14 protein-coding genes are annotated in these 24,118 nt (G+C 71.0%); 7 read left to right on the plus strand and 7 right to left on the minus strand.

Going from position 1 to position 24,118, the window contains the following annotated elements; translation table 11 throughout:
- Nucleotides 1-159 precede the first annotated feature (159 nt).
- Nucleotides 160-2,493 (plus strand): WD40 repeat domain-containing serine/threonine protein kinase, encoded by a 2,334-nt coding sequence (locus BMG523DRAFT_RS02355; protein WP_255353839.1) that lies wholly within the window; start codon nt 160-162, stop codon nt 2,491-2,493.
- On the opposite strand, the gene BMG523DRAFT_RS02360 is transcribed toward BMG523DRAFT_RS02355, so the two are convergent.
- Both BMG523DRAFT_RS02360 and BMG523DRAFT_RS02365 read right to left on the minus strand, forming a co-directional pair.
- Entirely contained in the window at nt 2,475-3,905 is a 1,431-nt protein-coding gene (locus BMG523DRAFT_RS02360; RefSeq protein ID WP_011435179.1) for a class I SAM-dependent methyltransferase, read from the minus strand. The genes BMG523DRAFT_RS02355 and BMG523DRAFT_RS02360 overlap by 19 nt on opposite strands.
- The gene (locus BMG523DRAFT_RS02365; RefSeq protein ID WP_011435178.1) at nt 3,902-6,490 is read right to left on the minus strand and encodes a haloacid dehalogenase; all 2,589 of its coding nucleotides are present in this window, start codon (nt 6,488-6,490) and stop codon (nt 3,902-3,904) included. The genes BMG523DRAFT_RS02360 and BMG523DRAFT_RS02365 overlap by 4 nt, the downstream gene beginning before the upstream one ends.
- A gap of 514 nt (nt 6,491-7,004) precedes the next feature.
- On the opposite strand from BMG523DRAFT_RS02365, the gene BMG523DRAFT_RS02370 reads away from it, so the two are divergent.
- The 5 genes from BMG523DRAFT_RS02370 (at nt 7,005) to BMG523DRAFT_RS22535 (ending at nt 13,631) form a co-directional block, all read left to right on the plus strand.
- On the plus strand, nt 7,005-7,961 hold the full coding sequence (locus BMG523DRAFT_RS02370; protein ID WP_011435177.1) for an ABC transporter permease: 957 nt from the start codon (nt 7,005-7,007) through the stop codon (nt 7,959-7,961).
- Nucleotides 7,962-8,080: 119 nt separating this feature from the next.
- A complete protein-coding gene (locus BMG523DRAFT_RS02375) occupies nt 8,081-9,343 on the plus strand; it encodes an ABC transporter ATP-binding protein (protein WP_011435176.1) in 1,263 nt (420 codons plus the stop codon).
- Nucleotides 9,340-10,758 carry a glycosyltransferase family 2 protein gene (locus BMG523DRAFT_RS02380; RefSeq protein WP_011435175.1) on the plus strand — a complete coding sequence of 473 codons (1,419 nt, stop codon included), beginning with the start codon at nt 9,340-9,342 and terminating at the stop codon, nt 10,756-10,758. Before BMG523DRAFT_RS02375 ends, BMG523DRAFT_RS02380 begins: the two co-directional genes overlap by 4 nt.
- Nucleotides 10,755-12,359 (plus strand): glycosyltransferase, encoded by a 1,605-nt coding sequence (locus BMG523DRAFT_RS02385; RefSeq protein WP_011435174.1) that lies wholly within the window; start codon nt 10,755-10,757, stop codon nt 12,357-12,359. The genes BMG523DRAFT_RS02380 and BMG523DRAFT_RS02385 overlap by 4 nt, the downstream gene beginning before the upstream one ends.
- Nucleotides 12,360-12,404: 45 nt before the next feature.
- Nucleotides 12,405-13,631: a glycosyltransferase family 1 protein gene (locus BMG523DRAFT_RS22535; protein ID WP_011435173.1), complete on the plus strand. Its 1,227-nt coding sequence runs from the start codon at nt 12,405-12,407 to the stop codon at nt 13,629-13,631.
- A gap of 1,821 nt (nt 13,632-15,452) precedes the next feature.
- Here BMG523DRAFT_RS22535 and BMG523DRAFT_RS02395 read toward each other — a convergent pair.
- The 4 genes from BMG523DRAFT_RS02395 to rfbD all read right to left on the minus strand — a co-directional run bounded on the left by BMG523DRAFT_RS02395 (nt 15,453) and on the right by rfbD (nt 20,765).
- On the minus strand, nt 15,453-16,865 hold the full coding sequence (locus BMG523DRAFT_RS02395; RefSeq protein ID WP_011435171.1) for a hypothetical protein: 1,413 nt from the start codon (nt 16,863-16,865) through the stop codon (nt 15,453-15,455).
- Between the two features lie 98 nt (nt 16,866-16,963).
- A complete protein-coding gene (locus BMG523DRAFT_RS02400) occupies nt 16,964-18,649 on the minus strand; it encodes an MDR family MFS transporter (protein ID WP_043590256.1) in 1,686 nt (561 codons plus the stop codon).
- A 49-nt stretch (nt 18,650-18,698) separates the two neighbouring features.
- Nucleotides 18,699-19,559 carry a TetR family transcriptional regulator gene (locus BMG523DRAFT_RS02405; RefSeq protein ID WP_051623740.1) on the minus strand — a complete coding sequence of 287 codons (861 nt, stop codon included), beginning with the start codon at nt 19,557-19,559 and terminating at the stop codon, nt 18,699-18,701.
- A 297-nt stretch (nt 19,560-19,856) separates the two neighbouring features.
- Nucleotides 19,857-20,765: a dTDP-4-dehydrorhamnose reductase gene (rfbD, locus tag BMG523DRAFT_RS02410; RefSeq protein WP_232234961.1), complete on the minus strand. Its 909-nt coding sequence runs from the start codon at nt 20,763-20,765 to the stop codon at nt 19,857-19,859.
- A 278-nt stretch (nt 20,766-21,043) separates the two neighbouring features.
- Here rfbD and BMG523DRAFT_RS02415 point away from each other — a divergent pair, with 278 nt between their 5' ends.
- Nucleotides 21,044-22,867: a DUF2142 domain-containing protein gene (locus tag BMG523DRAFT_RS02415; protein WP_011435167.1), complete on the plus strand. Its 1,824-nt coding sequence runs from the start codon at nt 21,044-21,046 to the stop codon at nt 22,865-22,867.
- On the opposite strand, the gene BMG523DRAFT_RS02420 is transcribed toward BMG523DRAFT_RS02415, so the two are convergent.
- Nucleotides 22,851-23,927 (minus strand): glucose-1-phosphate thymidylyltransferase, encoded by a 1,077-nt coding sequence (locus BMG523DRAFT_RS02420; protein WP_011435166.1) that lies wholly within the window; start codon nt 23,925-23,927, stop codon nt 22,851-22,853. The two genes, BMG523DRAFT_RS02415 and BMG523DRAFT_RS02420, sit on opposite strands and share 17 nt — an antisense overlap.
- Nucleotides 23,928-24,118 lie beyond the last annotated feature (191 nt).

A 24,118-nucleotide genomic window follows, 5' to 3' on the forward strand; every position in this document is an offset into this window, starting at 1 on the left:
AAGCGGGAGACGGGCAACGCGGGGACGGTGGCGCCCCCGTCCGCATCGCCCGCTCGACCCGACCCCGCCTCCGAAGCGAACCCCGTGGGACCCGAGACGCCCTCCGGACCCGCCGCTCGGTCGGGACGGGGGACGTCCTCGGCGCCGGGCTTCGGCCCGGTGGGCGGCAGCGGTCTGACGGGGCCGTCCATCGAGCCCCTCGACAGCGGCGACCCGACCGAACTGGGCCAGTTCACGCTGCTGGGACGCCTCGGTGAGGGCGGGATGGGGACCGTCTTCCTCGGGCGGGGCAGGCCGGACGTCGCCGAGCACGCCGGCCGGCTCGTCGCGGTCAAGGTCATTCGGCCCGACCTGGCCCGGGTGCCCGAGTTCCGGGCCCGGTTCCGCCGGGAGGCCGACATCGCGCGCCGGGTCGCCCGCTTCTGCACCGCCGAGGTACTCGGCGTCGTCGATCCGCCGGACGGGCGGCCCTACCTCGTCACCGAGTACATCGACGGCCTCACCCTCGCCCAGACGGTGGCCGCGGACGGCCCGCTGCGGTCGGCCGACCTGGAGCGCGTCGCGGTCAGCGTGGCCGCGGCGCTGACCGCCATCCACGGCGCCGGCCTCGTACACCGTGATCTCAAACCGTCCAACGTGCTGCTCTCAGCCTTGGGTCCCCGCGTCATCGACTTCGGCATCGCCCGGGCGCTGGACGCCCCGACGATGCTCAGCCAGGAGATCCAGCGGATCGGTACACCGGCGTTCATGGCCCCGGAGCAGGCCAACGGCGAGCCGGTGACGGCGGCGGCGGACGTCTTCGCGTGGGGTGGCCTGGTGACCTATGCGGGCACCGGTTCCTTCCCCTTCGGGGACGGGCCGACGCCGGTGCAGCTCTACCGCGTCGTACACCGCGAACCACTGCTCGACGGTCTCGCTCCAGCCCTGCGGCCGATCGTCGAAGAGGCCATGCGCAAGGACCCGGCCACCCGGCCGAGTGCCCAGGAGCTGTTCCTGCGTCTGGTCGGAATGGGTCCGACCACGCATCCCGACCCGGAGGTGACCCGCGTCATCCGTGCCGGGGTGTCGATGCCCGCGCCCCCGCAGCGGACCGACCCGGACCGCTGCGCGCCCGGACAGATGTCTGCCCCGGGCGGGTCTGCCTCAAGCGGGTCGGTCGGCGCCGGGCCGCCCGTCGACCTGTCGGCACGGGACCGCGGCCGGTGGAACTGGCGCCGCGTCGCGCTGCTGGCCGCCCCGCTCCTCGCGGTCCTGCTCATCGCGGCCCTCATACCATTCGCGCTCACCACCGGCAGTGACCGGCGGCCGAGCCGGGAGGAGACGGCCGCTCGCGTCGCTCTGGCCGCCGAGGCCGTCCGCAACTCCGATGCGAACCTGGCCGCCCGGCTGTCCCTGGCGGCCTACCGCATCAGCCCGGTGCGGGAGGCCCGCGCCGCCCTGCGCACCTCCTTCGCCGCCGCGACGGCGACGGTGCTCGACGGGCACACGCAGTCGGCGCTCGGTGTGGACATCAGCCGGGACGGGCGCCTGCTGGCCTCGACCGGTGCCGACAACCTCGTCCAGCTGTGGGACATCTCCGCGCGTTCCCATCCGGTGAAGCTCGCCACCCTGGCCAGGCACACCTCGTGGACGCTCGACGCGGCGTTCAGCCCGGACGGACGGCTGCTCGCCACGGTCAGCTACGACCGGTCGGTGATCCTGTGGGACCTCGGCGATCCGCGCCACCCCGTCGAACTCTCCGTCATCCTCGGACACAACGGCTGGGTACTCGACGCCGCGTTCAGCCCGGACGGGAAGGTCCTCGCCACCTCGGGCTATGACAACACGGCCCGGCTGTGGGACGTCACCGATCCGCGCCGCCCCAGTCAACTGTCCGTGCTCGACCGCCACACCAGTTGGGTGAACGAGGTCGCGTTCAGCCCGAATGGTCACCTGTTGGCGACCGCCAGCGCCGACCGGACGGCCCGGCTGTGGGACGTCACCGATCCGCGCCGGCCGCGACCGCTCGCGGCCATCACCGCGCACACCGACTACGTGTGGGCGGTCGCCTTCAGCCCGGACGGCCGGCGCCTCGCCACGGGCGCCTATGACGGTACGGCCCGAATCTGGGACATCACCAATCCGTCTCGGCCGGCGGCCACCGCTTCCTTCCCGGCCGACGAGAAATGGGTGTTCGACGTGGCGTTCAGCCCGGACGGCAGGACCCTGGCCACCGCGGGCTGGGACACCACGGTGCACCTGTGGGATGTCACCGAACCGGGCCGGCCGCCGGCGATCGGCACCATCACCGGGCACGGGGACTGGGTGCAGGCCCTGGCGTGGACACCGGACAGCCACAGCATCGCCACGGCAAGCGACGACTACACCGTGCGCATCAGCCGGATCGGTGACGCCGACCTGATCGCCGCCGCGTGCGCCGACCCGTCGAAGCAGATCACCGATGCCGAATGGCAGCGCCACATCTCAGACGTGCCCTACCAACCGGTCTGCTGACCATCCGAGGTCCGCTCCGAGGGCGGTCGCCGCATGCCCGGCGGCGCCGCTGCCGGCGGGGGTGGCACCGGGGTGGCCGAGCGACGGCGCAGCGCGGGCAGGGCGCCGCGACCCGCGCCGGCATCGGCGATCCGCGTCTGTACCCTCGCCAGGCGGTCCTGTCCGGTGGTGCTCAGCCGGGACCGCAGCACCGAGTTCGCGATCCGCGCGACCTGCATCAGCTTGGGCTCGTCGACGTCCGCGGCCGCCCAGTGGCTCTGGGCCCACCGCTCCTCGCGTTCCTGCTCGCGCCGGCGGAGCTCGGCGACCTCCTGCTCAAGCTGGGCGATACGGTGCAGGTGCTCGAGCTCGATGGCCGCGAGCCGGCTGCGCTCGTCGTCCAGGCGCGCCCACTCCCGCTGCCGCGCCCGGGCGACCGCCGCCGCGGTGTCCTGCAACCGCAGGACGTGCAGGTAGAGGTCGATGCGGTTGCGCTCCAGGCGGGAAAGTAGCCGGTTGGACACCCACGGAATGAGCAGGTCGGCGACGCGACGCGCCCAGGGAGCCCGCCGGTCGATCACCACGCCCAACCCGAAGATCGGTGCCACGGTGAAGAAACGCAGGTCAGGGTGGTCTGCGACGAAGTCCTCGACGGCCGTGCGCACCCCGTTACGCGGACCGCCCTCGGTCAGCGCCCAGGCGAAGGCTCCCATGCCCCGAAATCCCCCGGGAACCGTCTCCCTGTTGTCGATCTCGACACCGACGTCCCACGAGTGCGGCTGCCGGGCGCCCTCGGGAATGCGGTCGGGGTTGTAATACTGGTCGCGCCGGCCTGCCGGCCAGCCGACGTCGTGCAGGATCACCAGGGGAAAGTAGGACCGGCCGAACAAGGTGACCGCTCGGTCGATCTCGGTGAGCTCGCCGTGCACGGTGGCGTAGTTGTGGTCCCCGTCGATGAGGTAGGCGTCGGTCGGCGCGTGGCCGTCGAGCGCCTGCGGGCTGTGCCCCCGGATCACGTGCACATCGAGGCCCCCGCCGGAGGCCGGCGACACCCCGGGCTCGGGATCGATGACCACTAACCGCCCGCCACCGCCACGGCGCAGCAGGTCGACGAGGAGCGAGGTGGTGACCCCGCTCTCGGAACCGATCTCCGCGATGCTGCGCGCCCCGGACGTCTCCAGCAGCGGCACCCAGATCTCGCGCAGATCGGACAGGGAGTGCAGGAGCAGGGGCGCCAGCGTGGGTTCGGCGGCGTCCCCGACCTCGACGGCGTGATCGCCCTGCCAGGTGGGCGCCGTGCCTGGTCCGGTGCCCGGTCCGGTGCCTGGTCGGGCCTCGAGGTCCGTTCCGGCGTCCATCCCGGCGGCGACGGCGGCGAGCTCGGCGAAACTGTCCCGAACCTCGCTGCGCTCTGAGTCCGGGTGGTCCGTCACCGCGATCCCCCGAGCTCGCGCCGGATCTTGCGGGCCGCCCGCAGCGGCAGACCGTCGCGGGCGGGCTCCGCCGCGGGCAGGGCCAGCGGATCACCCCGGATGCCCATCCAGCCGAACGCCAGCTCGACGTCGAGGGCGTAGACCCCGGCGAGCTGCGGCTGTGTGGCGAGGTCGATCGTGTAGACGAACTGTGGGTCGTCCCCGGTGATCTCTACCAGGTTCGGCTGGAGCAGCCGGCAGCCGAGGAGGGCGAGCTGCTGGGCGGGATCGTCCAGCGAGGTGATGGTTATCTTGTCCGGCTCTGGGGTGTTGTTGATATGAAAGGACAGCGTCAGCCAGTCCAGGCGGAGCAGACCGCGCCGACCCGCCGGGTCGATGCGGATCCGGCGTACCCCGACCGCCTCCAGGCTGAGCCGGACGATCGACAGGCCGTCGCGGGCCGACCGGGTGACCGCCGTCTCCTTCGGACCGTTGACGAAGTCCCCGCCCGTGTCGATGTAGACTTCCACGGGCCCCGCCGCGGCCTCGGGCGAGACCTCCTCCGGCGGGATGCCCGCGGCGGCGGCCAGCCCGCTGATCACGGCCAGCGGCCGGTTCGCGACCCCGGCCACCCCGGCGGGCCAGTAAAGCTCGCGCATGGAGATCCGGTCGATGTCGGCCGGGGTGAGATACGGCATCCGGCGGACCAGCTCCGGCGGCAGCAGGCCCTCGGTGGCGTCGGAGCCGAAGTTGTCGTCGTGCGCCCAGGCACCGAAGGCCGCGGCCTCCACCGCGGTCGGCCGGGCGACGAAGCGGGTCAGCGTCCGCAGCCCCGCCTGGCGCGCCCCGGCGCAGGCCAGCGACGGCATCGGGGTCTCCGAGCGCCGGTAACGCAGCCATTCCCGCTGGAAGGCCAGGACGCCGTCCTGGACGGCGGCTCGCTGGGCGACCTGCGTCCGCGAGGTCCGGTCGATGCTGAGCACCGGATTACCCATCTCGTCGAAGGAGACCAGTGACCCGACGTCGGGCATGCAAAGCTGCTCGAGTACCTCGGGGCTACGCATGAGCTGGTTCGCCAGGGTCTCGGGCTGACCGCTTGTCGCAACATATCCCTCCAGCTCCAGACCGGCCAACCGGTGCGTCATCGCCGCCTGGTTCGTAGCCAGGTACAGGCCGAGGATGTCCAGCCCGCGGCCGGTGGAGGCGAGCAGCCGGGTGAGCAGCGCCTGGATCGTCCCGCCCCAGCCCAGGTCGAGGAAGACGACCCGGCCGCTCTCGGGTAGCTGGCTGTCGAGGTAGCGCACGTAACGCTCACGCAGGCGGGACGCGGTCAGCACGATCTCGCTGCGGATCCGCTCATCGGAACAGAGCGCCTCGAGGGTGTCGTCGAGCAGGCCGGGCACGTCGAGGCGGCGGTCGGCCAGCGCCGAGATGCCGGCGACGTTCTCCAGCCGGACCCCGAGCTGGCGCAGCAACTGCCCCACACTCGGCGCGTGCCGACGGACCAGGAAGCTCCTGAGCTCCTCGGGGTTGCCCTCGAAGACGTTGGCCAGCGCGCACACCTGCCGCGACGCCCACAGCGTCGAAATGGTGACCCCGACATCCTCGCCGGGACCGACGAGCAGGCGGGAAAGGAAGTCGCCCTCCCGCATCAGGCAGTGGATGTGGTCGGCGCCGAAGTCACGGGCCCGTTCCACAGCCCACTCCGCGAAACCGGTGAAGACCGGCCCGAAGACCGTCGCGCCGGCCTCCCAGTACCGGCGCAGCCCCGCGGGGACCGCGAGGGCGTCGGCACGGTGCAGTGACCGGGCTCGCAACGCGGTCATCCCGTAGTCGCCGTCTACCGGGTCGATCGGGAGGTCGTCGCTCGGCGCCTTACGCAGACCCTCGAGCTCAAGGGTCTGCTCCAGCGCCCCGGAGTACTTCGGGTAATGGATGGCGACAAGCCCGTGCTCGCGGGCGCCCTCGACGTCGGCGACGGGGTGGTCGCCAAGGTGCACGACCCGGGACGGCCGCAGGTTCGACGCTGCGAGCATGTGCTGGAACAGCCCGTCACTCTTCGACGTCCCTGCGTCGGAGGAGGTGAAGATGTGGGTGAAGGGCACGCCGGCCAGCTCCGGCCGGTTCAGCAGCCGTTCGAGCTGGCCGGCCGAGAAGTACGTGTCGGACAGCAGGTAGACCGGCAGGCCGAGCTTCGTCATGGCGAGCTCGGCGAGCTCCACCACGGCGAGGTCGGCGCGGCAGAGCTCGCGTTCGACCGCGACCTCTGCGTCCAGGAGGTCCTGGACGCCGGGGGCACCGGGTAGCGCAGGCAGCAGCAGCTGCCAGATCTCGTCCAGCCGCACCTCATGGGTACCGCGGGTGGCCTCGGCGTGCAGGCGGGCCAGCTGCTCGGCGTGGACCCGCAGCCGGGCAAACTCGCCCGGGGAGACGCTGGCGGGCAGGTGGCCCGCGTCCGCGAGCCGCCGGCCCAACAGCACGAAGGCATGGGCGGGCTCTGGCACCATGCGCCACAGGAGGGTGTCGAAGACATCCAGAGTCAGGGCCTGTGCCCCGCCCGACTCCAGGTGCGACCACACTTCGCGTAGCCGGACGTCGGTGAACACGACCGTCCTCTCCGTGCGGCCGGTTACGACCGCTCCATGCGGCCGGTTACGACCGCCTCCGCCGGGTCAGCCACGACGGCCGGCGTGCGTCGGGATTCTCCCCCGCGGCCTCGGCCGGCCGAAGCCAGATGGACGGATCAATACTATGAACCGTGCTCTGGCCGTCGGCCACCGGAGTGGGTGGCGTCGCCCGCCCGGCGATGGCACGGTACCGTCCGATTCTGACGAGAAGCGGGCCAGTTCGACCCTGGACACCATTGACTATTCTTCCGCAAGCAGGGCGATACTCTCGGTAGCCGGAAAAGACGGCCGGTCGAGTCGCGGAACCCGCTTGGACGTGGGACGAACCAGGGGCGCCTCGGTCTCGGTAGTGTTCAGGTCCCCGAAGCGTCGAGCCAGAGTGTCGAGCCGAAGTGTCGAGCCGAAGTGTCGAGGAGGAGCGGACAGGTGCAGCTCCAGTCGCGCCATGGCGGCGAGCGGTACCCGCGCGTTCGGGAGACGGGGAGGGCGGGCCGTGTCACATCTGGCTGACGCCGCGCTGCCGCCGGTGGCTCCGTCCGCCCCGGAGCCGCAGACCGGTCCGCCAGGGCCGCCCGGGCCGGAGCACCATCACGCGCTGGACGTGAGCCGGCTGGCCCGTCGCAGCCGGGCCCAGACGAGGGTGCGCTGGGAACTGCTGCGCAATCTCATCCGCAAGGATCTCAAGGTCAAGTACAAGGGGTCGACGCTGGGATTCGCCTGGTCACTGGCGAACCCGATGCTCCTTCTCGTCGTGTATACCTTCGTGTTCCAGATCGTGCTGAAATCAGGAATCCCCCGCTTCGGTATTTACCTGATGTCCGGGCTGCTCGTCTGGAACGCCTTCTCGGGCAGCGTGTCCGCGTCCTGCGGCAGCGTCGTGGCGAACGCGAACCTCGTCAAGAAGGTCCGCTTTCCCCTCGCCGTGCTCCCCCTGTCGGCGGTCGGCTTCGCCGCGGTGCACTTCCTGCTGCAACTGCTGGTCCTGTTCGTGGTGATCCTCGCGCTCGGCTACAGCCTGCTCGGCCCCGAGCTGCTGCTGCTCGTCCCGGCCGGAGCCGTCGCCCTCACCTTCACCGTGGCACTGTCCCTGCTGGTCAGCGCGCTCAACGTGCGTTACCGCGACACCGCCCATCTGCTCGACGTGGCGCTGCTCGCCTGGTTCTGGCTGAATCCCATGGTGTACGCCTTCGGCCTCATCCAGAACAGGTTGGCCGACCTGACCTGGGTGTATCTGCTCAACCCGATGGCCGTCGTGGTCATCACGTTCCAGCGGGCGATCTACGATCCACCCCCGGGTAACTCGACGGGCTCCGCCCCCATCCTGGCGAACCCCGGTTACACGTTCTACCTGGAACATCTCGCCGTCGCCGGGGTGATCTCCCTCGCCCTGCTGTGGCTGGGGCTGCACGTGTTCCGCGCCCTGCAGGCGGACTTCGCCGAGGATCTGTAGTCGGCCCGTGGCGGACCGGCCCTGTCCTCGTCGCCCGCCGAAGGCCCCGGGAGCCAGCACGCCGACCGCGGTGCGATCATGATGGGACGTCCGCAGGCGGCCAGCAAGGAGTAGCAGTAGTGGCCCGATACTCGTCCGCGTACCCGCCGAGCCCCGCCGCCCCGCCCGAGGGCAGGGAGGCCGCCGCGTCACCCGACCCGGCGCGCGAGGCGCCCGTGGTGATCGAGGCCGCCGGAGTGAGCAAGAAATTCGTCTCGTACCACAACCGGGCGACCAGTCTGAAGGAACGGTTCGTCCGTCGGGGCGGCCCCGCCGGGGACGACTTCTGGGCACTGCGCGACATCGACGTGACGATCGGACGAGGCCAGACGGTCGGTCTCGCCGGTGCGAACGGCTCGGGCAAGTCGACGCTGCTCAAGGTGCTCGCCGGGATCCTGCGCCCGACAGACGGACGGGTCTCGGTACACGGTCGGATCGCCTCGCTGCTCGAACTCGGTGCCGGGTTCAACGGCGAGCTCTCCGGCCGGGACAACGTCTACCTCAACGCGTCCCTGCTCGGACTGTCCAAACGGGAGATCGATCAGCTCTTCGACTCCATCGTCGACTTCTCCGAGCTGCGCCACAAGATCGACGATGACGTCAAGCACTACTCGTCGGGCCAGTACGTCCGCCTCGGCTTCGCCGTCGCCGTGCACGTCGACCCGGACGTGCTGCTCGTCGACGAGGTCCTGGCCGTCGGGGACGAGGCGTTCCAGCGCAAGTGCCTGGCCAAGATCGCCGAATTCCGGGCCCAGGGCCGCACGATCCTGTTCGTGACGCACTCCCTCGACCTCATCGAGAACATGTGCGATCGCATCCTGGTCTTGGAGTCCGGGTCGCTGTTCTTCGACGGCCCGCCGGCCGTGGGTACCAAACTGCTGCGGCAGAAGCTGGGCAGCCTGCCCGCGGGGGAACCGGTCTCCTACCAGTACGCCACGGTCAGGCCGGAGTCGGTCACCTTCAGCCACGAGCCGGGCGGGCCGCCCACCGTGCAGTACGGCCCCGGCGAGTCCCTCACCGTCAGCGTCGAGTTCGACGTCACCGAGGGTGCCCCCGAGCACGTGTACCTGCACACCTACATCGTCGGCCAGAACGAGGTGCCGATCTGGATGATGGAGACGCCACTCGGCGGGCTCGCCATCGGGCCAGGCCGCCACATCGTCGACTTCTCGGTACCACGCCTGCCCGAGCTGCTCGGCGCCTTCGCGGTGAAGGTGCACGTCTCGGACGCCGCCACCGGCGTCCCGGTCACCACCCGCCGGTTCGAGGAGCTGTTCGGCGTCGGTGGTGCGCAGGCGGACGGACTGCTCAAGGTCGACTACGATGCGAGGTTGCGCGGATGAGCGAGGAACGCCCGACCCGGCCGGAGGCGGGATCGGCCGTCGAGTCGAAGACCGTCGAGCCGCTGGCGACCATCGTGATCGTCAACTGGAACGGCGCGCATCTCCTCCCGGCCTGCCTGGACGGCATCGCCAAGCAGGAGGCGGATTTCGCCTACCAAACCTGGGTGGTCGACAACGCCTCGTCCGACGGCTCGCGGGAGCTGCTCGCCGAGCGCTACCCCTGGGTACGCGTGGTGCCCGCGGAATGCAACCTCGGTTTCGCCGGCGGCAACAACCTGGCGCTGCGCCAGGTCACGACGCCGTTCGCGGTCCTGGTGAACAACGACGCGATCCCCGAGCCCACCTGGCTCGCGGCGCTGCTGGCGCCGTTCGACGAGCCCGGCGGCCGGCATCTCGGCGCCACCACCGGCAAGGTCGTCTTCCTCCCCCGGTTCCTGCGGATCAGGCTGCACACGCCTACCTTCGTCCCGGGTCCGCACGACTCCCGCGAGCTGGGGGTGCGGGTGTCCTCGGTGACGGTGGACGGGCGCGAGGCGCTGCGCGAGGTGCTCTGGGAGAACCTCACCTATGGTGCCGAGGGACCGAGCGGCTCGCCGTACTTCTGGACCCGAGGGGACGGCGAACTGTGCGTGCCGATCCCCGACGGCGGCCCGGTCACCCTCGGGTTCACCTGGGCGGCGGAATCGCGCAAACAGGTCACCCTGAGCTGGGACGGCCCGACCGGCACGTCGGCCGGAGGGCGAGCGGACCTCGCGGTGGGCCCCGAGTCGACGACGGTGTCGCTGACCGTCGGCGGTGAGGCGCCGCGGGTGGACGTCATCAACAACGTCGGCGGCATCGTCCTGACCGACGGTTACGGTGCCGACCGTGGTTACCAGCAGGTCGACGTCGGCCAGTTCGACCAGCCGGAGGACGTGTTCACCGCCTGCGGGAACGGGATGGCGATCCGTTCGTCGCTCGGCCACGAGCTCGGCTGGTTCGACGACGCGTTCTTCCTCTACTACGAGGACACCGACCTGTCCTGGCGGATCCGGGCCCGCGGGTACGGCATCCGCTACGTCCCGGGGGCGGTGCTGCGTCACATCCACTCGGCGTCGAGCGTCGAATGGTCACCGCTGTTCGTCTTCCACACCGACCGCAACCGGCTGCTGATGCTCACCAAGGACGCGACCGCGCCGATGGCGCTGGCCGCCGTGATCCGCTACCCGCTGACCACCGTCTCGATCGCGGTGCGCACGCTGCGCCAGGCCTGGCGCGCGCGCAGCCAGCCCGCGATCCGACCGACCCTGCTGCGGCTGCGGGTGTATGGCTCCTACCTGCGGCTGCTGCCCGACATGCTGCGGGCCCGGCGCGAGATCGGGCGCAGCGCCGCGCAACGGCGGGCGAGCCTGCAGAGCTGGCTGGTGTCCCGATGAACGATCCCGCGAGAGCCGGCCAACCGGCCGAGAACGACCAACCGGCCGACGGGGTGCGGGCGGCGGTCTACAACCGGTTCTGGCACTCCATGGGCGGCGGGGAACGCCACAACGGCATGATCGCCCAGGTACTGGCCGCCGAGGGCGCCGTGGTCGATCTCCTCGGGCACTCCGAGGTCGACCTCGCGGCGCTCGGCGAGCATCTCGGGCTGGATCTCGCCGACTGCCGGTACGTGCGGTTGCCGGACCGGGGCGAGGAGGCCATCGCCGTCCTCTCCAGACGCTACGACCTGTTCGTAAACGGTTCGTACATGAGCCGGATCATGCCGAAGGCCCGCCACTCGGCGTACCTGTGCTTCTTCCCGACGCCGTTCGACCACGACATGGCGGCCTGGCGCAAGGCCGCGGTCCGCACGGCCGGGCCGCTGCTGCGCGGGGTTCGCCCAGCGGTGAGCTTCGGCCAGGGCTGGTACCCGCCGGAGGGCGGCCGCCGCCGGCAGTGGACCTGGACGAACGGGGCGGGCATCCTCGCCGTCAGCCCGGGCAAGCGGCGCACCCTGCGCGCCGATATCGGCCGGCCCGGCGCGCCCGTCGGTACGGCGTTGCGCCTCCTCGACGCCGACGGCGGCGTGCTGGCCAAGCTGCGGATCGGCACCGACTTCACCCCGTTCGAGGTATCGCTGCCGCCGTCGGCGAACGGTACCGAGCTCACCCTGGTCAGTGACGCGTTCTCGCCAGGCGCGGCGGACGTGCGCGAACTCGGCGTGGCGGTGAGCCGCCCCCGGGTCACCGATGGTGGCGAGGGGCCGATCGCCCGGCTCCCGCTGCGTTTCCCCTGGCTGCTGCGGGACCCGGCCGACCTCGGCTACCTCGACGGCTACGACGTGGTCATGGCCAACTCGCGGTTCACCCGCGGCTGGATCCGCCGGTTGTGGAAGCGCGACGCCGACCTGCTGTTCCCCCCCATCCAGGTGGAACGGTTGCATCCGGCGCCGCGGCGGGAGAAGGCCGTCGTCACCGTCGGCCGGTTCTTCGCCCCCGGCCTCGGCCACGCCAAGCGACAGCTGGAGATGGTGCAGTGGTTCGGCGACCTGTACCGTGCGGGCAACCTGCCCGACTGGACGATGCACGTCGTCGGCGGCTGTGAGGACTCTCAACTGCCCTACCTGGAACAGGTCCGGGCGGCCGGCGCGGGGCTGCCGGTGGAGATCCATCCCAATGCCCCGCGCGCCGAGGTCGAACGGCTGCTCTCGACCAGCTCGGTGTTCTGGTCGGCCACCGGGTACGGCGAGGACGATGACCGGCGTCCCTGGACGGCGGAGCACTTCGGGATGACCACCGTCGAGGCGATGGCCGGGGGCTGCGTTCCCGTCGTCATCGACCGGGCCGGCCAGCGAGAGATCGTCCGGCACGGAATCGACGGCTACCGATGGACCGGCCCGGAGCAGGTTGCCTCCTTCACTCGCCGGCTCGCCGCCGAGGACGGTCTACGCGGTCGGCTCGCCGCCGCGGCGATCGAACGCGCCCAGACCTTCTCCGATGCGGCGTTCGCGCGGCAATGGCGGGAGATCGCCATCCGGCACGGGTTGTACGAGCGGTGAACCGGCGGGGCGTGGCACTCCCGGAAAGGAGGGGATGATTCCGGCATGAGGGTCGTGCTGGACGGCACGCCGTTGCTCGGGCAACGCACCGGGGTCGGCCGCTACACCGAGCATCTGCTGACCGGGCTCGCCCGGCTCGCCACCGAGCCCGGGCGGGAAGCCGGGGCCGGGTGGGAACTCGCGGCGACGGCGTTCACCTGGCGCGGGCTGGACGAGCTGCCGGGCGCGCTGCCGGCCGGGGTGCGAACGGCGGCCCGGCGGGCACCGGCCCGGCTGTTGCAGGATGCCTGGGCCCGCTCGGAGTACCCGCCCGTCGAGTGGCTCACCGGCCCCGCCGACGTCGTGCACGCGACGAACTTCGTCCTTCCACCGCTGCGCCGGGCCCGCGGTGTGCTGACCATCCATGACCTGTCCTACCTGCGTACCCCGGACACGGTGACGGCGGCGTCCGCCCGCTACAGCGATCTGGTCCCCCGCGGCCTGCGCCGGGCGTCCGCCGTGCTGACGCCCAGCCGCGCGGTGGCCGACGAGGTGGTGACGGCCTACCGGCTCGACCCCGCGCTGGTGACCCCGACGCCGCTCGGCGTCGACGACGCCTGGTTCACCACGGCGAAGCCGAGCCTCGCCTGGCGCAGGGCCCGTGGCCTGCCCGAGCGGTACCTGCTGTTCGTCGGTTCGGTGGAGCCCCGCAAGAACCTCCCGGCGCTGCTGGAGGCGGTCCGCCGGCTGCACGCGGCGAAAATCGACGCTCCGCCGTTGGTGCTCGTCGGGCCTCCGGGGTGGGGACCGGCACTGGACCTGGCGAACCTGCCGTCCGACGCCGTCGTCGTCGCCGGTTATCTCGACAGCGAGGCACTGCGGATGACCGTCGCCGGAGCGAGCGTGCTGTGCTTCCCGTCCCGGTACGAGGGCTTCGGGCTACCCCCCCTGGAGGCGCTCGCCGCCGGGACTCCGGTGGTCGCCGCCGACATCCCGACCGTGCGGGAGGTCACCGCCGCTCTCGTCGACGTCGCCGCCCCCGCCTGCCGGTCCCCTGAGCAGACCCCTGGCCAGGCCCCCGGGCTGACCATCACCCGCTCCACCAGTCCGGTGCGGCTCGTTCGGCAGACCGACCGCGACTCGTTCGCCGACGACCTCGCCGAAGCGATCCTGGAGCTGCTCGACTCCCCCGGCGACACCGACGCCGGCCGGGCGCACGCCCGCACGTTCACCTGGCGGCGCACCGCGCAGCTCACCGCGGCCGTCTACCGCCGGGTCAGCGAGCTTCCATAACGCGACGACGAGCAGGACACCGCCGAGAACGGCCCATCCCGCCAGGCACGACAGCCCGAGGTCGGGCGGGCCCGGGGCCGTCTGGTCCCAGGCGGTCCGCAGCCGGTCCAGGTTCGCCAGCGGGGCGAGCGCGGGCCGCTTGAATGCCAGGTCACGGATGAGCATGACCACGGTGAGCGCCGCCAGCGCGGCGACGACCGCGACCGTCGGCAGGCCGCGACGGCCCAGCGGCAGCGATCCGCAGCAGGCCGCGACGACAAGGGCGAGGATCGGCAGTATCGGCAGCAGGTACCGGGTGAACGGCGCGCCTCCGACGGCGACGTAGCCCACCAGGGTGGCGACGACGAGCAGGCAGTGCAGGGTGAGCAGAAGGCCGATGACGACGCTGCCGGCCAGCCGACCTCCCGGTGGATCCGCCTCGGGATGCCCGTCGTCCGCCCCGTCGTCCGCCGGCCGGGTATCGGTGGTATCCGCGATCCGAGTGCCCGGCCGCGCAACGGTCCGCAGCCGGGCGCCCAGGACCCGAATCCCCGCCGCGACCAGACCCGCACCGGTCACGACCGCGACCCCGACGGCGATCGTCCGGGCGTGACCGGTCAGCAGGACGGAACGTCCGAAGAACCCGCGGTAGATGTGCCACCAGAAGTCGCTGTCGCGTGACACCTGCCAGGCCGACGTCCGCCCATCGCGGATCGGGAACATCTCGGCGACCCGGCCCGAGGCGGTGGGATCGCCGTACCGGCGCACGTTACGCAGGTAGAACCAGCCGGTCGCGGCGAAGGTCAGCGCGACGAGCACGACCGCGGCCGTCAGGCCACGCCCGGCTCGCCGCAGCGCGCCACCGGACGTCCACATCGAGACGGCGACAGCGAGAGCCGGGACGACCACCGCGACGGCCAGCGCGCCGCTGGCCCGGCTCGCCGCCGCCGCCGGGCCGAGCACCGCCAGTGCCGCCAAGGTCCGCGGCCCCGGTCCCCGGCGGATGATCGCAACGGTCACCGCGAGCAGGCCGGTGATGGTCGCCACCGCCAGGGTGTCGTTGTAGACCTGGCCGGAGATGAGGACGAACATGCCGACCACGCCGACAATCGCCGCCGCGCCGACCGCGACACCGGGCCGCCCCGGCAGCACACCGCGGACCAGCGCCGCAGTCGCGATCACCGCGGTAATCCCAAACGCCACGTTGAGAAGGCGGGCGGCCCGGAAACCGGCCAGCGGATGATCCAGCGCGACGCCCGTCCGGAGCGGGACGGCCTCGACCGCGTAGAACAGTGGTGGATGGTTCGCGGTGTAGGTGAGGTCGACGTTCGCCAGTGGTCGGCCGAGGCGCACCCCACAGAGCCGATCGACGTGGGAGGCCACCGCGGCCCGCGCCTGCGGCGGCGGCACCACGCAGTCGGCGGGCAGTCCCGGCATGCTCGGGATGCGGGAGTGCACGGGCGAGTCGAGCACGGGCAACGAGCCGTCGGCGACGTCGAACGCGTAGGCGGTGTGCTGTGCCTCGTCGGCCGAGGTGAAGGGAGGCACGACCGCGGCGACGAGCACGCCGAGCGCGGAGAAAACCATGCCGGCCGCGACCACCCCGATCACAAGCCAGCGCCGCCCCGGATCCGCCACCCGCCAAGCCTCCGGCGCCGCACCGGTCCCAGGCACCCGCATGGAGGTCTCGACCGCCTGCCACGCATCCCCGCCAGGCACGTCGGCAACCCTCTCCGCCTCGGCCGGGTAGTGTCGCCCCGACTACCACGCCGCAACGCCGGTCAGCCCATCGAACATCAGCGACGATCGTTTGGCGGATACGACGGTATCGTCCGCTTGGCGTCAGCTGTCCGGCGGGCTGTTATCCGGCGGTCGGCGCTGTCCGGCGGTCCGGCTTTGGAGCGCGGCAACTAAGCCGGCCGCGCCCAGGACCGCGGCCGATCCGATCGGCCCGATGACCGCGGCGAGGTAGCGGTAGTCGAATCCGGAGGTCAGCGCGGACAGCACGAGGGTCGACAGGCCGGCCCCGGCGGCCAGCCAGAACAGCCGCCCGAGCCCCGGCCACGCCGCCGTCACCCCACTCCTGCGTACCCGGCGAACGGCCTCGAGCAGTACTGCCGCGAGACCCGCCAGCAGACCCAGGCCGACAAGCGGCATCGGAGCGTAGGCCAGGCGAGAGTAGCCGGCCAGCCAGCCCGCCGTGGGGTTGTGCACCTCGGTCGCGACGAAATAGCCGTCGTCGGCATGCGGATCGTCCGGGGTCAGCACGTTGGTCACGCCGGACGGCAGTTCCCAGGTGTCCGCCCGCGAGGTCTTCGTCGTCTCATGCCGGACCGGGGAGAGATAGCCGACGAGGTACCGGGCCGACGTCGTCACCAGCATCCACGGCTGGTGACGCACGACCTCGTCCGCGAACTCGGCCGCGAGGTCCTCCCGCCCCGGTGGGATGTGCCGGTGCCCCTGACGCAGAGGGGAGCCGGCCGGCCACAGGTAGCGAACCGGCGAACCACGCTCGTCGACCGGCCGTGGGTCGCACAGGGTGCGCAGGTCCGCTCGTGACAGCGCGGAACAATCCGCGAACGGCGCCACCCGCCCGTACAGGAAGAACCCGGAGTGCGCGGAGACGGCGAAGCCCCCTCCCGCCGAGGCGCTCCACCCGGAGTAGGCCAGGATCGGCGCGGCGGCGGCCAGCACGAAGGCGAGGACGGGTCGGGCCGCCCGAGGAGCGGCAACCGACCCGGCCCGGGAAGTCGCGCGCCGCCGGTCGGCCACCACGGTGCCGAGCAGGACGACCAGGCCGACCGCCAGCGGGCCGTAGCCCACTGTCCGCACGCACAGGCCTGCGCCGAGCAGCAGGCCGGCGGCGGCGCAGGCAACGGGCCGAGGGCGTCCCGGTAACGCGAGCAACGCCACGCCGACCGAGACGAGCACCCCGAACAGGCTGTCGGCGAGGACGAACTGGCCGAGGTCCAGCACCCACGGGGAGAGCAGCGCGGGGGTGGCGGCGAGGGCGGCGAGCCACGGCCGGCGGACGACCCGCAGCGCCACCGCATAGAGCGCCACCGCCGCGCCCAGCGTGAGCAGGTGCTGGACGACGACGACCCGCGTCAGGTGGGCCTGGCCGTCGAGGATCCGCAGGAACATCGGGTAGCCCGACGGCCGCCAGTCGCCCGGCCAAATGTCCCGCCACGCCTGGTCGAGGTAGGCCGCCGAATCCCCGAGGTACATCAGCGCGGGCGGGTAGGTGACGATCACCAGGACCCGAGCGGCGATCCCGGCGGCGACCAGCAGCAGAAAGACCGCGTGCCGACGGGGCGTCCCGCGCAGACGCCGACGCGCGGTCGAAATCGCGGCTACTTGAGGACCTCCGCGGTCTCATCCGCCTTCGCCGAGCCCGGCGCCGCGGGCCGCGGGCCGCCGACGGTGTTTCCCAGGCGGATCTCGGGCAGCAACCAGGCCAGCGCGAAGGCGCACAGACCGATCGGCACCGCCACCAGGAAGACGGTCTGCATCGCGTCCGAGAACGCCTGGACGAATCCGTCCCGGATCGTCGGGGGCAGCCTGTGGAGCACCTGGGGGCTGAGGTTGGAACCGGAGGCGGACAGACCGGATGGCAACGGGATGCCCGCAAACCGCTCGGCGAGGTTACCCCTGAGCTGGTTCGCGAAGATCGCGCCGAACACGGCGGTACCGAACGACCCGCCGATGGACCGGAAGAAGGTCGCACCCGAGGTGGCCACGCCCATCTGCCGGTAGTCGACGGCATTCTGCACGGCCATGACCAGGACCTGCAGGACCGCGCCGATCCCGACCCCGAGGACGAACATGGACAACGTGAGCTGCAGCGTGGAGATGTCGGGACTGATGAACGACAGCAGGAACAGGCCGATCGACATCATCGCGGTACCGACGACCGGGAAGATCTTGTAACGGCCCCACCGGCTGATGAGCCGGCCGGAGATGATCGAGCTGAGCAGCAGCCCACCCATCACCGGCAGCATCTGCAGGCCGGAGTCCGTCGGGTCGACTCCCTTCACCACCTGGAGGAACAGCGGCAGGAAGACGATCGCGCCGAACATCGCGAAGCCGACGACGAAGCCGACCGCGCCGGCCACCGAGAACACCCGGACCCGGAACAGCGTCAGCGGCAGCACGGGTTCGACCGCCACTCGTTCGACGAACACGAACCCGACGAGGAGCACGACTCCCGCGACGCCCATCCCGATGATCTCCGGTGATCCCCAGGCGTAGGTGGTGCCGCCCAGGCTGGTCAGCAACACGAGGCTGGTCGTTGCCATGGCCAGGAGCACGGTGCCGAGGTAGTCGATGACGTGCCTGATGCGGTTCCTCGTCGCCGGGAGCGCCAACGCCGTCACCACCAGGGCGACCGCGCCCACCGGCAGGTTCACGTAGAAGACCCAGCGCCAGGAGAGATGGTCGACGAACAGGCCGCCGAGCAGCGGACCGACCACCGACGACACACCGAACGTCGCGCCGAACAGCCCCTGGTAACGGCCTCGATCGCGCGGCGGAACGAGATCACTGATGATCGTCATCGCACTGATGATCAACCCGCCGCCGCCGAGCCCTTGGATGGCACGGAAGGCGATCAGCTGCCCCATCGACGTACTGGCACCGGCGATCATCGAGCCCACCAGGAAGATGACGATCGCCACCTGGAACAGGATCTTGCGGCCGTACAGATCACCGAGCTTGCCCCAGACCGGTGTGGACACCGTGGAGGCCAGCAGGTAGGCAGTCACCACCCAGGAGAGATGGGTGGCGCCGCCGAGATCCCCGACGATCGTCGGCAGTGCCGTCGACACGATCGTCTGATCCAGCGAGGCCAGCAGGATTCCGAGGAGCAGCGCTCCCATGATCAGCCAGAGCCGGCGCTGGTCGGAGACCGGCGAGGGGATCACGGCGCCGCCGCGGGGCGCCGGAGACGTGCCGGCGCCGGTTCTGGCGGACTCGACGGAGTCCACGGAGTCCACGGAGTCCACGGGCTCGGCGGACTCCGCTGATCGAGCCTGCGTCATGACCGGCTCCCTTCATGGTCGTCGCTGACGTCGACGTGCTCGGTCGATCTCATTCGGGTCGCTGTCCTCGTTGTTCTCGTTCCCGGTGCTCCCGGTGCTCCCGGTGCTCCCGGTGGGACGACATGATCGGCGCGTTCGGGGTGCCCACCACGTCGAATCCGTCCGACCCGCCGGACTCGGGTGGGGCGCCGGACCCGCCCAAGGTGCCGGAGGGGCCGGAGGGGCCGGAGGGGCCGGAGGGGCCGGGCGGAGCCAGGCCGCGGGCCAGGATGTCGAAGGCGCGGCCGAGAGTGTCGGGCAACGAAGCGTCATCCGGGGACTCCTGCCACCGCACGGTCAGGGTCCGCACGACGGCCAACGTCGTCGCGACCAGCACGACGGGGTAGGGGTCACGATCGGGATCGAGCCCGCAACGCCGGCCGATCGCCTCGGCGAGAGCACGTTCGTAGGAACTCCAACTGGCCGCGTAGGCCATGGTCAGATGAGGATGGGCACGGATGATCGCGAGCCGGACGCGCCACAGCTCGACCTGATCGGGTGCGACGAGGGCGGCCCGGTCCAGCATGACCGCCCGCAACGCCGCCAGCGGCTCCTCCTCGGGAGGACGCTCCGCCAGCGCCGTGCTGATCTCGGTGATGTCCTCGGGATCGATGCCGGCGATCGCGTCGTCCTTCGTCGGGAAGTAGTTGAAGAACGTCCGGGTGGAAACCTCGGCCGCGGCGGCGATCTCGTCGACCGAAACGTTCTCCAGACCACGCTCCGCGACAAGCCGGATGGCCGCGGCCCGCAGGGCCCGGCGGGTCTGCCGCTTCTTGCGCTCCCGCAGCCCCGGCCCGGACGACCTCCCGGGCTCGCCAGCCCGACCCGGGACGGTCGCCGCGGGTGCCGCCGTCGGATCCTTCCCCGTCACCGCTTCCCCGATCTCGATCCGCTCCCTCGATATCCTCTTTCTCGATAACTTTGCAGCACGCGCACTTATTCTCATCGTGCAAAATTCTACTGTGACAGTCAACACGATCGGCGCCCACCGGGAACCGTCGCCGAAGGGCCAGGTAGATCGGGCCAGGTAGATCGGGAAGACGGGGCCGGGCGGGGACCGGACATCAGGCGAGAGTCAGGCGCGCCCCCGCCCACGGCCGGGGTGCGGTGGGTCGACGCTGGCCGGTCGCGCAACGATCGACAGAAAGATCGGTACCCGGCAGAACGATCAGCCGCGCAGCGCGTCGCCCGCCGCGGCGAAGGCCGCGGACAGCGCGGCGTCCCAGGCCCGCGGAGGAGTGAGTCCCGCGTCCACCCATGACCGCCCGGAGAGCACCGCGTAGGCCGGGCGCCGGGCCGGACGGGGAAATGCCTCCGTCGTCGTCGGCGTCACCTTGGCCGGGTCCTGGCCCAGAGCGGCGACAATCTCGCGGGCGAAGCCGAACCACGTGGTCTCGCCGGCGTTCGTGCAGTGGTAGACGCCGGTCGGTGCCGTCGAGGAAGCGAGTTCGAGCAGCCCCGACGCGAGATCGGCCGACCAGGTCGGCGAGCCCACCTGATCGTCCACAACGGACAGCGTGTCCCGCTCACGGGCCAGGCGTGAGATCGTCTTCACGAAGTTGCTGCCGGTCCGGCCATAGACCCATGCGGTGCGCACCACATACGAGGCATCGGGCAGCAGGGCTCGGACAGCCTCCTCCCCGGCCAGTTTCGTCCGGCCGTACGCCGAGACGGGACCGGTAGGATCGTTGACCTCGTAGGGCTTGGCGGCCCGCCCGTCGAAGACGTAGTCAGTCGAAATATGGATCAGGGTCGCGCCGACCTCGGCGCAGGCCGCGGCGAGGTGCGCCGGCCCCGTGGCGTTGACCGCATAGGCGCCGGCCTCGTCCGACTCCGCCGCGTCGACGTTTGTCCAGGCCGCCGTGTTGAAGACGACCAGCCCACCCTGGATCTTCGCAGGACGCGCCTGGTCGCGCAGGACGGCGCGCACCCGGGCCGGATCGGTGATGTCGAATTCCGCCCGAGTCAGACCGGCCCAGCCGGACACCGGGGAGCCCGGTTCCGCGGCTCGGGCCTCGAGCAGCCGGCAGAGGTCGGCCCCGAGCTGACCGGCGGCACCGGTCACGAGAAAACGCACCTTCCGAGTGTCGCAGACACCGTGACCCGCCCGGTTCAGGATCCGCCCAGGATCAGCCCGTGTCGAGAAGAGTGCGACAGACAGGCAACGGTTACCCCACGCCGAGCTCGTCCAACCTCTCACATCGGTCGTCTACGCTGGCGTCAACCATGGATGCCCCAGAGCCGTCGATCATCGACTGCATCTACACCACCGGTTCCACGCCCGATCCCGCGGCGGAGACCAGGCCGGCAGGGACGAGGCCGGCAGGGACGAGGCCAGCCGCCGAGGCGGTGTCGATGCCCGGTCCGCGGCGCGTGCCGGTGTTATTGCTCCTCATCACGGCGGTTCACCTCGGCCTGCTGCTCAGCTACGCGTTCGTGTATCCGACCTGGACGGGATACGACGAGGCTCAGCACGTGGACATGGTCTACGGCCTGCAGCACGGAGTCGGCTGGCCCGCACCAGGCAAAAAGATCATCTCGACGGGTGTAGCCGCGACCTCTGACGACTTCGACCGCGGCCGCTTCCAGGACATGTTCCAGGCCGGTGGGAAACGGCGGGGCTCCCCGTCCTTCGCCGAGATCGATCCGACGCCACGCGGCCAGCGCCAGTCGTTCGACGCCCTCGGCGGGGTTGCCCCCGTCGGCGACGGCCGTCTCTCCAACCAGATGGTGCAGCATCCACCGTTGATCTACGTGGTCGGCGCCAGGCTGCTCGACGCCCTGCCGGGCTCCAAGCACTGGGCCTATGACCAGCAGGTCTTCGTCCTGCGTCTGTTGAACATCCTGGTGGTCGCGCCGCTGCCCCTGCTGGCATGGCTGGCGGCACGCCGCTTCGGACTGGATCAACCATCGGCCCTCGCCGCGGCGACCCTGCCACTCGCCGTGCCCGGGTTCACCAGGGTCGGTGCCACCTTCAACAATGACGGCCTCCTGATGCTCGCCACCGGCGGGCTGACCGTCACTCTCGTGGGTGTGCTGCGCGGCGACATGCGTCGCCGCACCGCCGCCCGGGCCGGGATCTGGTTGGGAATCGCCCTGCTGACCAAGGCGTTCGCGCTGGCCCTGCCGGCCATGATCGTCGCCGCCTATCTGGTCGGCTGGTGGCGCCTGCGGCGTGCGGGGCGGCAGGCACCGGAACGGTCCGCGTATCCGGCCGGCCGGCTTTTCGCGTCGCGTCGCGCGATCGGCTCCCTGCCATGGACGCCGGCCACGCTGGCGGTCGGCCTCGGGCTCGCCCTGGGAGGTTGGTGGTGGATCAGGAACTACGTCCTGTACGACTCCGTCCAGCCGAACGGGTGGGCGACGAACCCGCCGCGGCGGGAACCACTGCTGCTTCCGGACTCCTTCCTCACCTGGTTCTGGTACTTCTTCCGGACTATGATCAGCCGCTTCTGGGGCGGGCTTGGCCTGTTCGAGCCGCCCCAGCTCTCCCCGGTCGCCATCGTCGTGGCGACCGGGGCGGTTGTCGGACTGTGCGCGGCCGCGCTGGCCGCCGGACCCCGCCGCGCCGCGCGGCCGGACCGGCTGGCGAGTACCGCCGGGCCGGCGGTACTGCTGCTCCCGGTCGCCTTCGCCTATCTGATGGTCGGGCAGCGCAGCTGGGCGGAGTACCAGCAGTACACCCGCGGCATCGCCGTCCAGGGCCGGTATCTCTACCTGGGGCTGGTCGGTCTGGGGGTGGTGTTCGCTCTGGGCCTGCGCGCGGCGCTGCGCGGCCGGGAGCGACTGGCACCCGCCGTCACGCTGGTCGGCGCGCTGCTGATGCAGGGTCTGGGGCTGCTGGCGGTCTGTTCGTACTACTGGTTGCCGCGCCAGGTGTCCTTCACCCCGGCCCGCGTTCCCGAGATCGTCGCGGGGGCCGGCCGCTGGGCGCCGTTCCCGATCGGCGTCACGATCACGGTCTTCGCGCTGTCGGCGGTGCTCGTCGTTCTCTGCCTCGCCGTCGCGGTGCGGGCGGGCGGAGCCAGGGGCACGCGGGAGGCCGCGATCACGGGTCCGGGATCGGGTCCGGGATCGGGATCGGGATCGGGCGGTCACCGGCCGACGCCCGCCCCACGAAGTCCGTCACGGATGCGCAAGGGACATCCGCTCCGGGCAGGCCTCAGGTCCCCGTCGTAGCCACCGAGACGCGGGAGTGGTCGCCCAGCATGAGCCGATGCGCCCTGGGCAGGGCCGCGGAGGGGACGACCTCGACATCCCGGCCGATCAGCGAGTCCTCGATCCGCCCGATCCCACGGATCGTCGCCCGCTCCAGCACAATCGAGTACTCGATCTCGGTCCGTTCGATGACGCAGGAGTGAAAGATCGAGGTGAACGGGCCGACATAGGTATCGACGAGGGTGGTGTCCCGGCCGATGATGGCCGGCCCGCGCACGGTGGACCGGACCAGCGAGGCGCCCTCCTCGATCACCACACGGCCAACGATCGTGCTGTGCTCGTCAACGCTGCCACGGATCGCCGGCTCGATCGACTCGAGGAGATGGCGGTTCGTCTCGAGCATGTCGTCGAGTCGGCCGGTGTCCTTCCAGTAACCCTCGACCAGGTGGGAGGCGACCTCGTATCCGCCGTCGACGAGCCACTGGATCGCCTCGGTGATCTCCAGCTCGCCGCGGGCCGACGGTTTGATCGCCCCCACGGCGTCGTGGATGGGGGTGCCGAACATGTAGACGCCGACGAGCGCCAGGTCACTCGGCGGAACGAGCGGCTTCTCGACCAGTCGAATGATCTGCCGATCCGCACCGAGCTCGGCGACACCGAAGGCGGAGGGGTTGTCGACCCTGGTCAGCAGGATCAGGGCGTCCGGAGTGGTCCGTCGGAATTCCTCGACCAGGCTGGAGATCCCACCGATAATCAGGTTGTCGCCGAGGTACATGACGAACGGTTCATCGACGAGGAAGTCGCGGGCGATGAGCACGGCATGTGCCAGTCCGAGCGGCGCGTCCTGGCGGATGTAGGTGACCTGGATCCCGAATGCCGAGCCGTCACCTACCGCCGCCTGGATCTCGCCGGCCGTCTCCCCCACGATGATCCCGACATCGGTGATACCGGCGTCACGGATGGCCTCCAGGCCGTAGAAAAGCACCGGCTTGTTCGCCACTGGAACAAGCTGTTTGGCCGAGGTGTGGGTGATCGGCCGCAGACGGGTTCCCGAACCACCAGCAAGGACGAGGGCCTTCATGATCCGAAACCCTATCGTGCCGCTTTGAGCTGACAGAAAGTAACCGCCGATGTGATTCCTATCACATGACGGCTCGATCCATCTTTGCCCGCCCGTCACCGTGAACACCCACATGTGCAACGGGTATTTCCAGGCGCACCGGGCCGGCGACAGGCACACCCCGCCCAATACGGGTACGTTGGGTAGTCGCA

The sequence above is a fragment of the Frankia sp. BMG5.23 genome (assembly GCF_000685765.2).
Lineage (GTDB): Bacteria > Actinomycetota > Actinomycetes > Frankiales > Frankiaceae > Frankia > Frankia casuarinae.

What these genes read in the sequence shown, in the direction of transcription:
- BMG523DRAFT_RS02380 (WP_011435175.1), top strand. Translation starts at nt 9,340, where the DNA reads ATGAGCGAGGAACGCCCGACCCGGCCGGAGGCGGGATCGGCCGTCGAG.
- BMG523DRAFT_RS02385 (WP_011435174.1), top strand. Translation starts at nt 10,755, where the DNA reads ATGAACGATCCCGCGAGAGCCGGCCAACCGGCCGAGAACGACCAACCG.
- BMG523DRAFT_RS22535 (WP_011435173.1), top strand. Translation starts at nt 12,405, where the DNA reads ATGAGGGTCGTGCTGGACGGCACGCCGTTGCTCGGGCAACGCACCGGG.
- BMG523DRAFT_RS02400 (WP_043590256.1), bottom strand. Translation starts at nt 18,649, where the DNA reads ATGACGCAGGCTCGATCAGCGGAGTCCGCCGAGCCCGTGGACTCCGTG.
- BMG523DRAFT_RS02415 (WP_011435167.1), top strand. Translation starts at nt 21,044, where the DNA reads ATGCCCGGTCCGCGGCGCGTGCCGGTGTTATTGCTCCTCATCACGGCG.
- BMG523DRAFT_RS02420 (WP_011435166.1), bottom strand. Translation starts at nt 23,927, where the DNA reads ATGAAGGCCCTCGTCCTTGCTGGTGGTTCGGGAACCCGTCTGCGGCCG.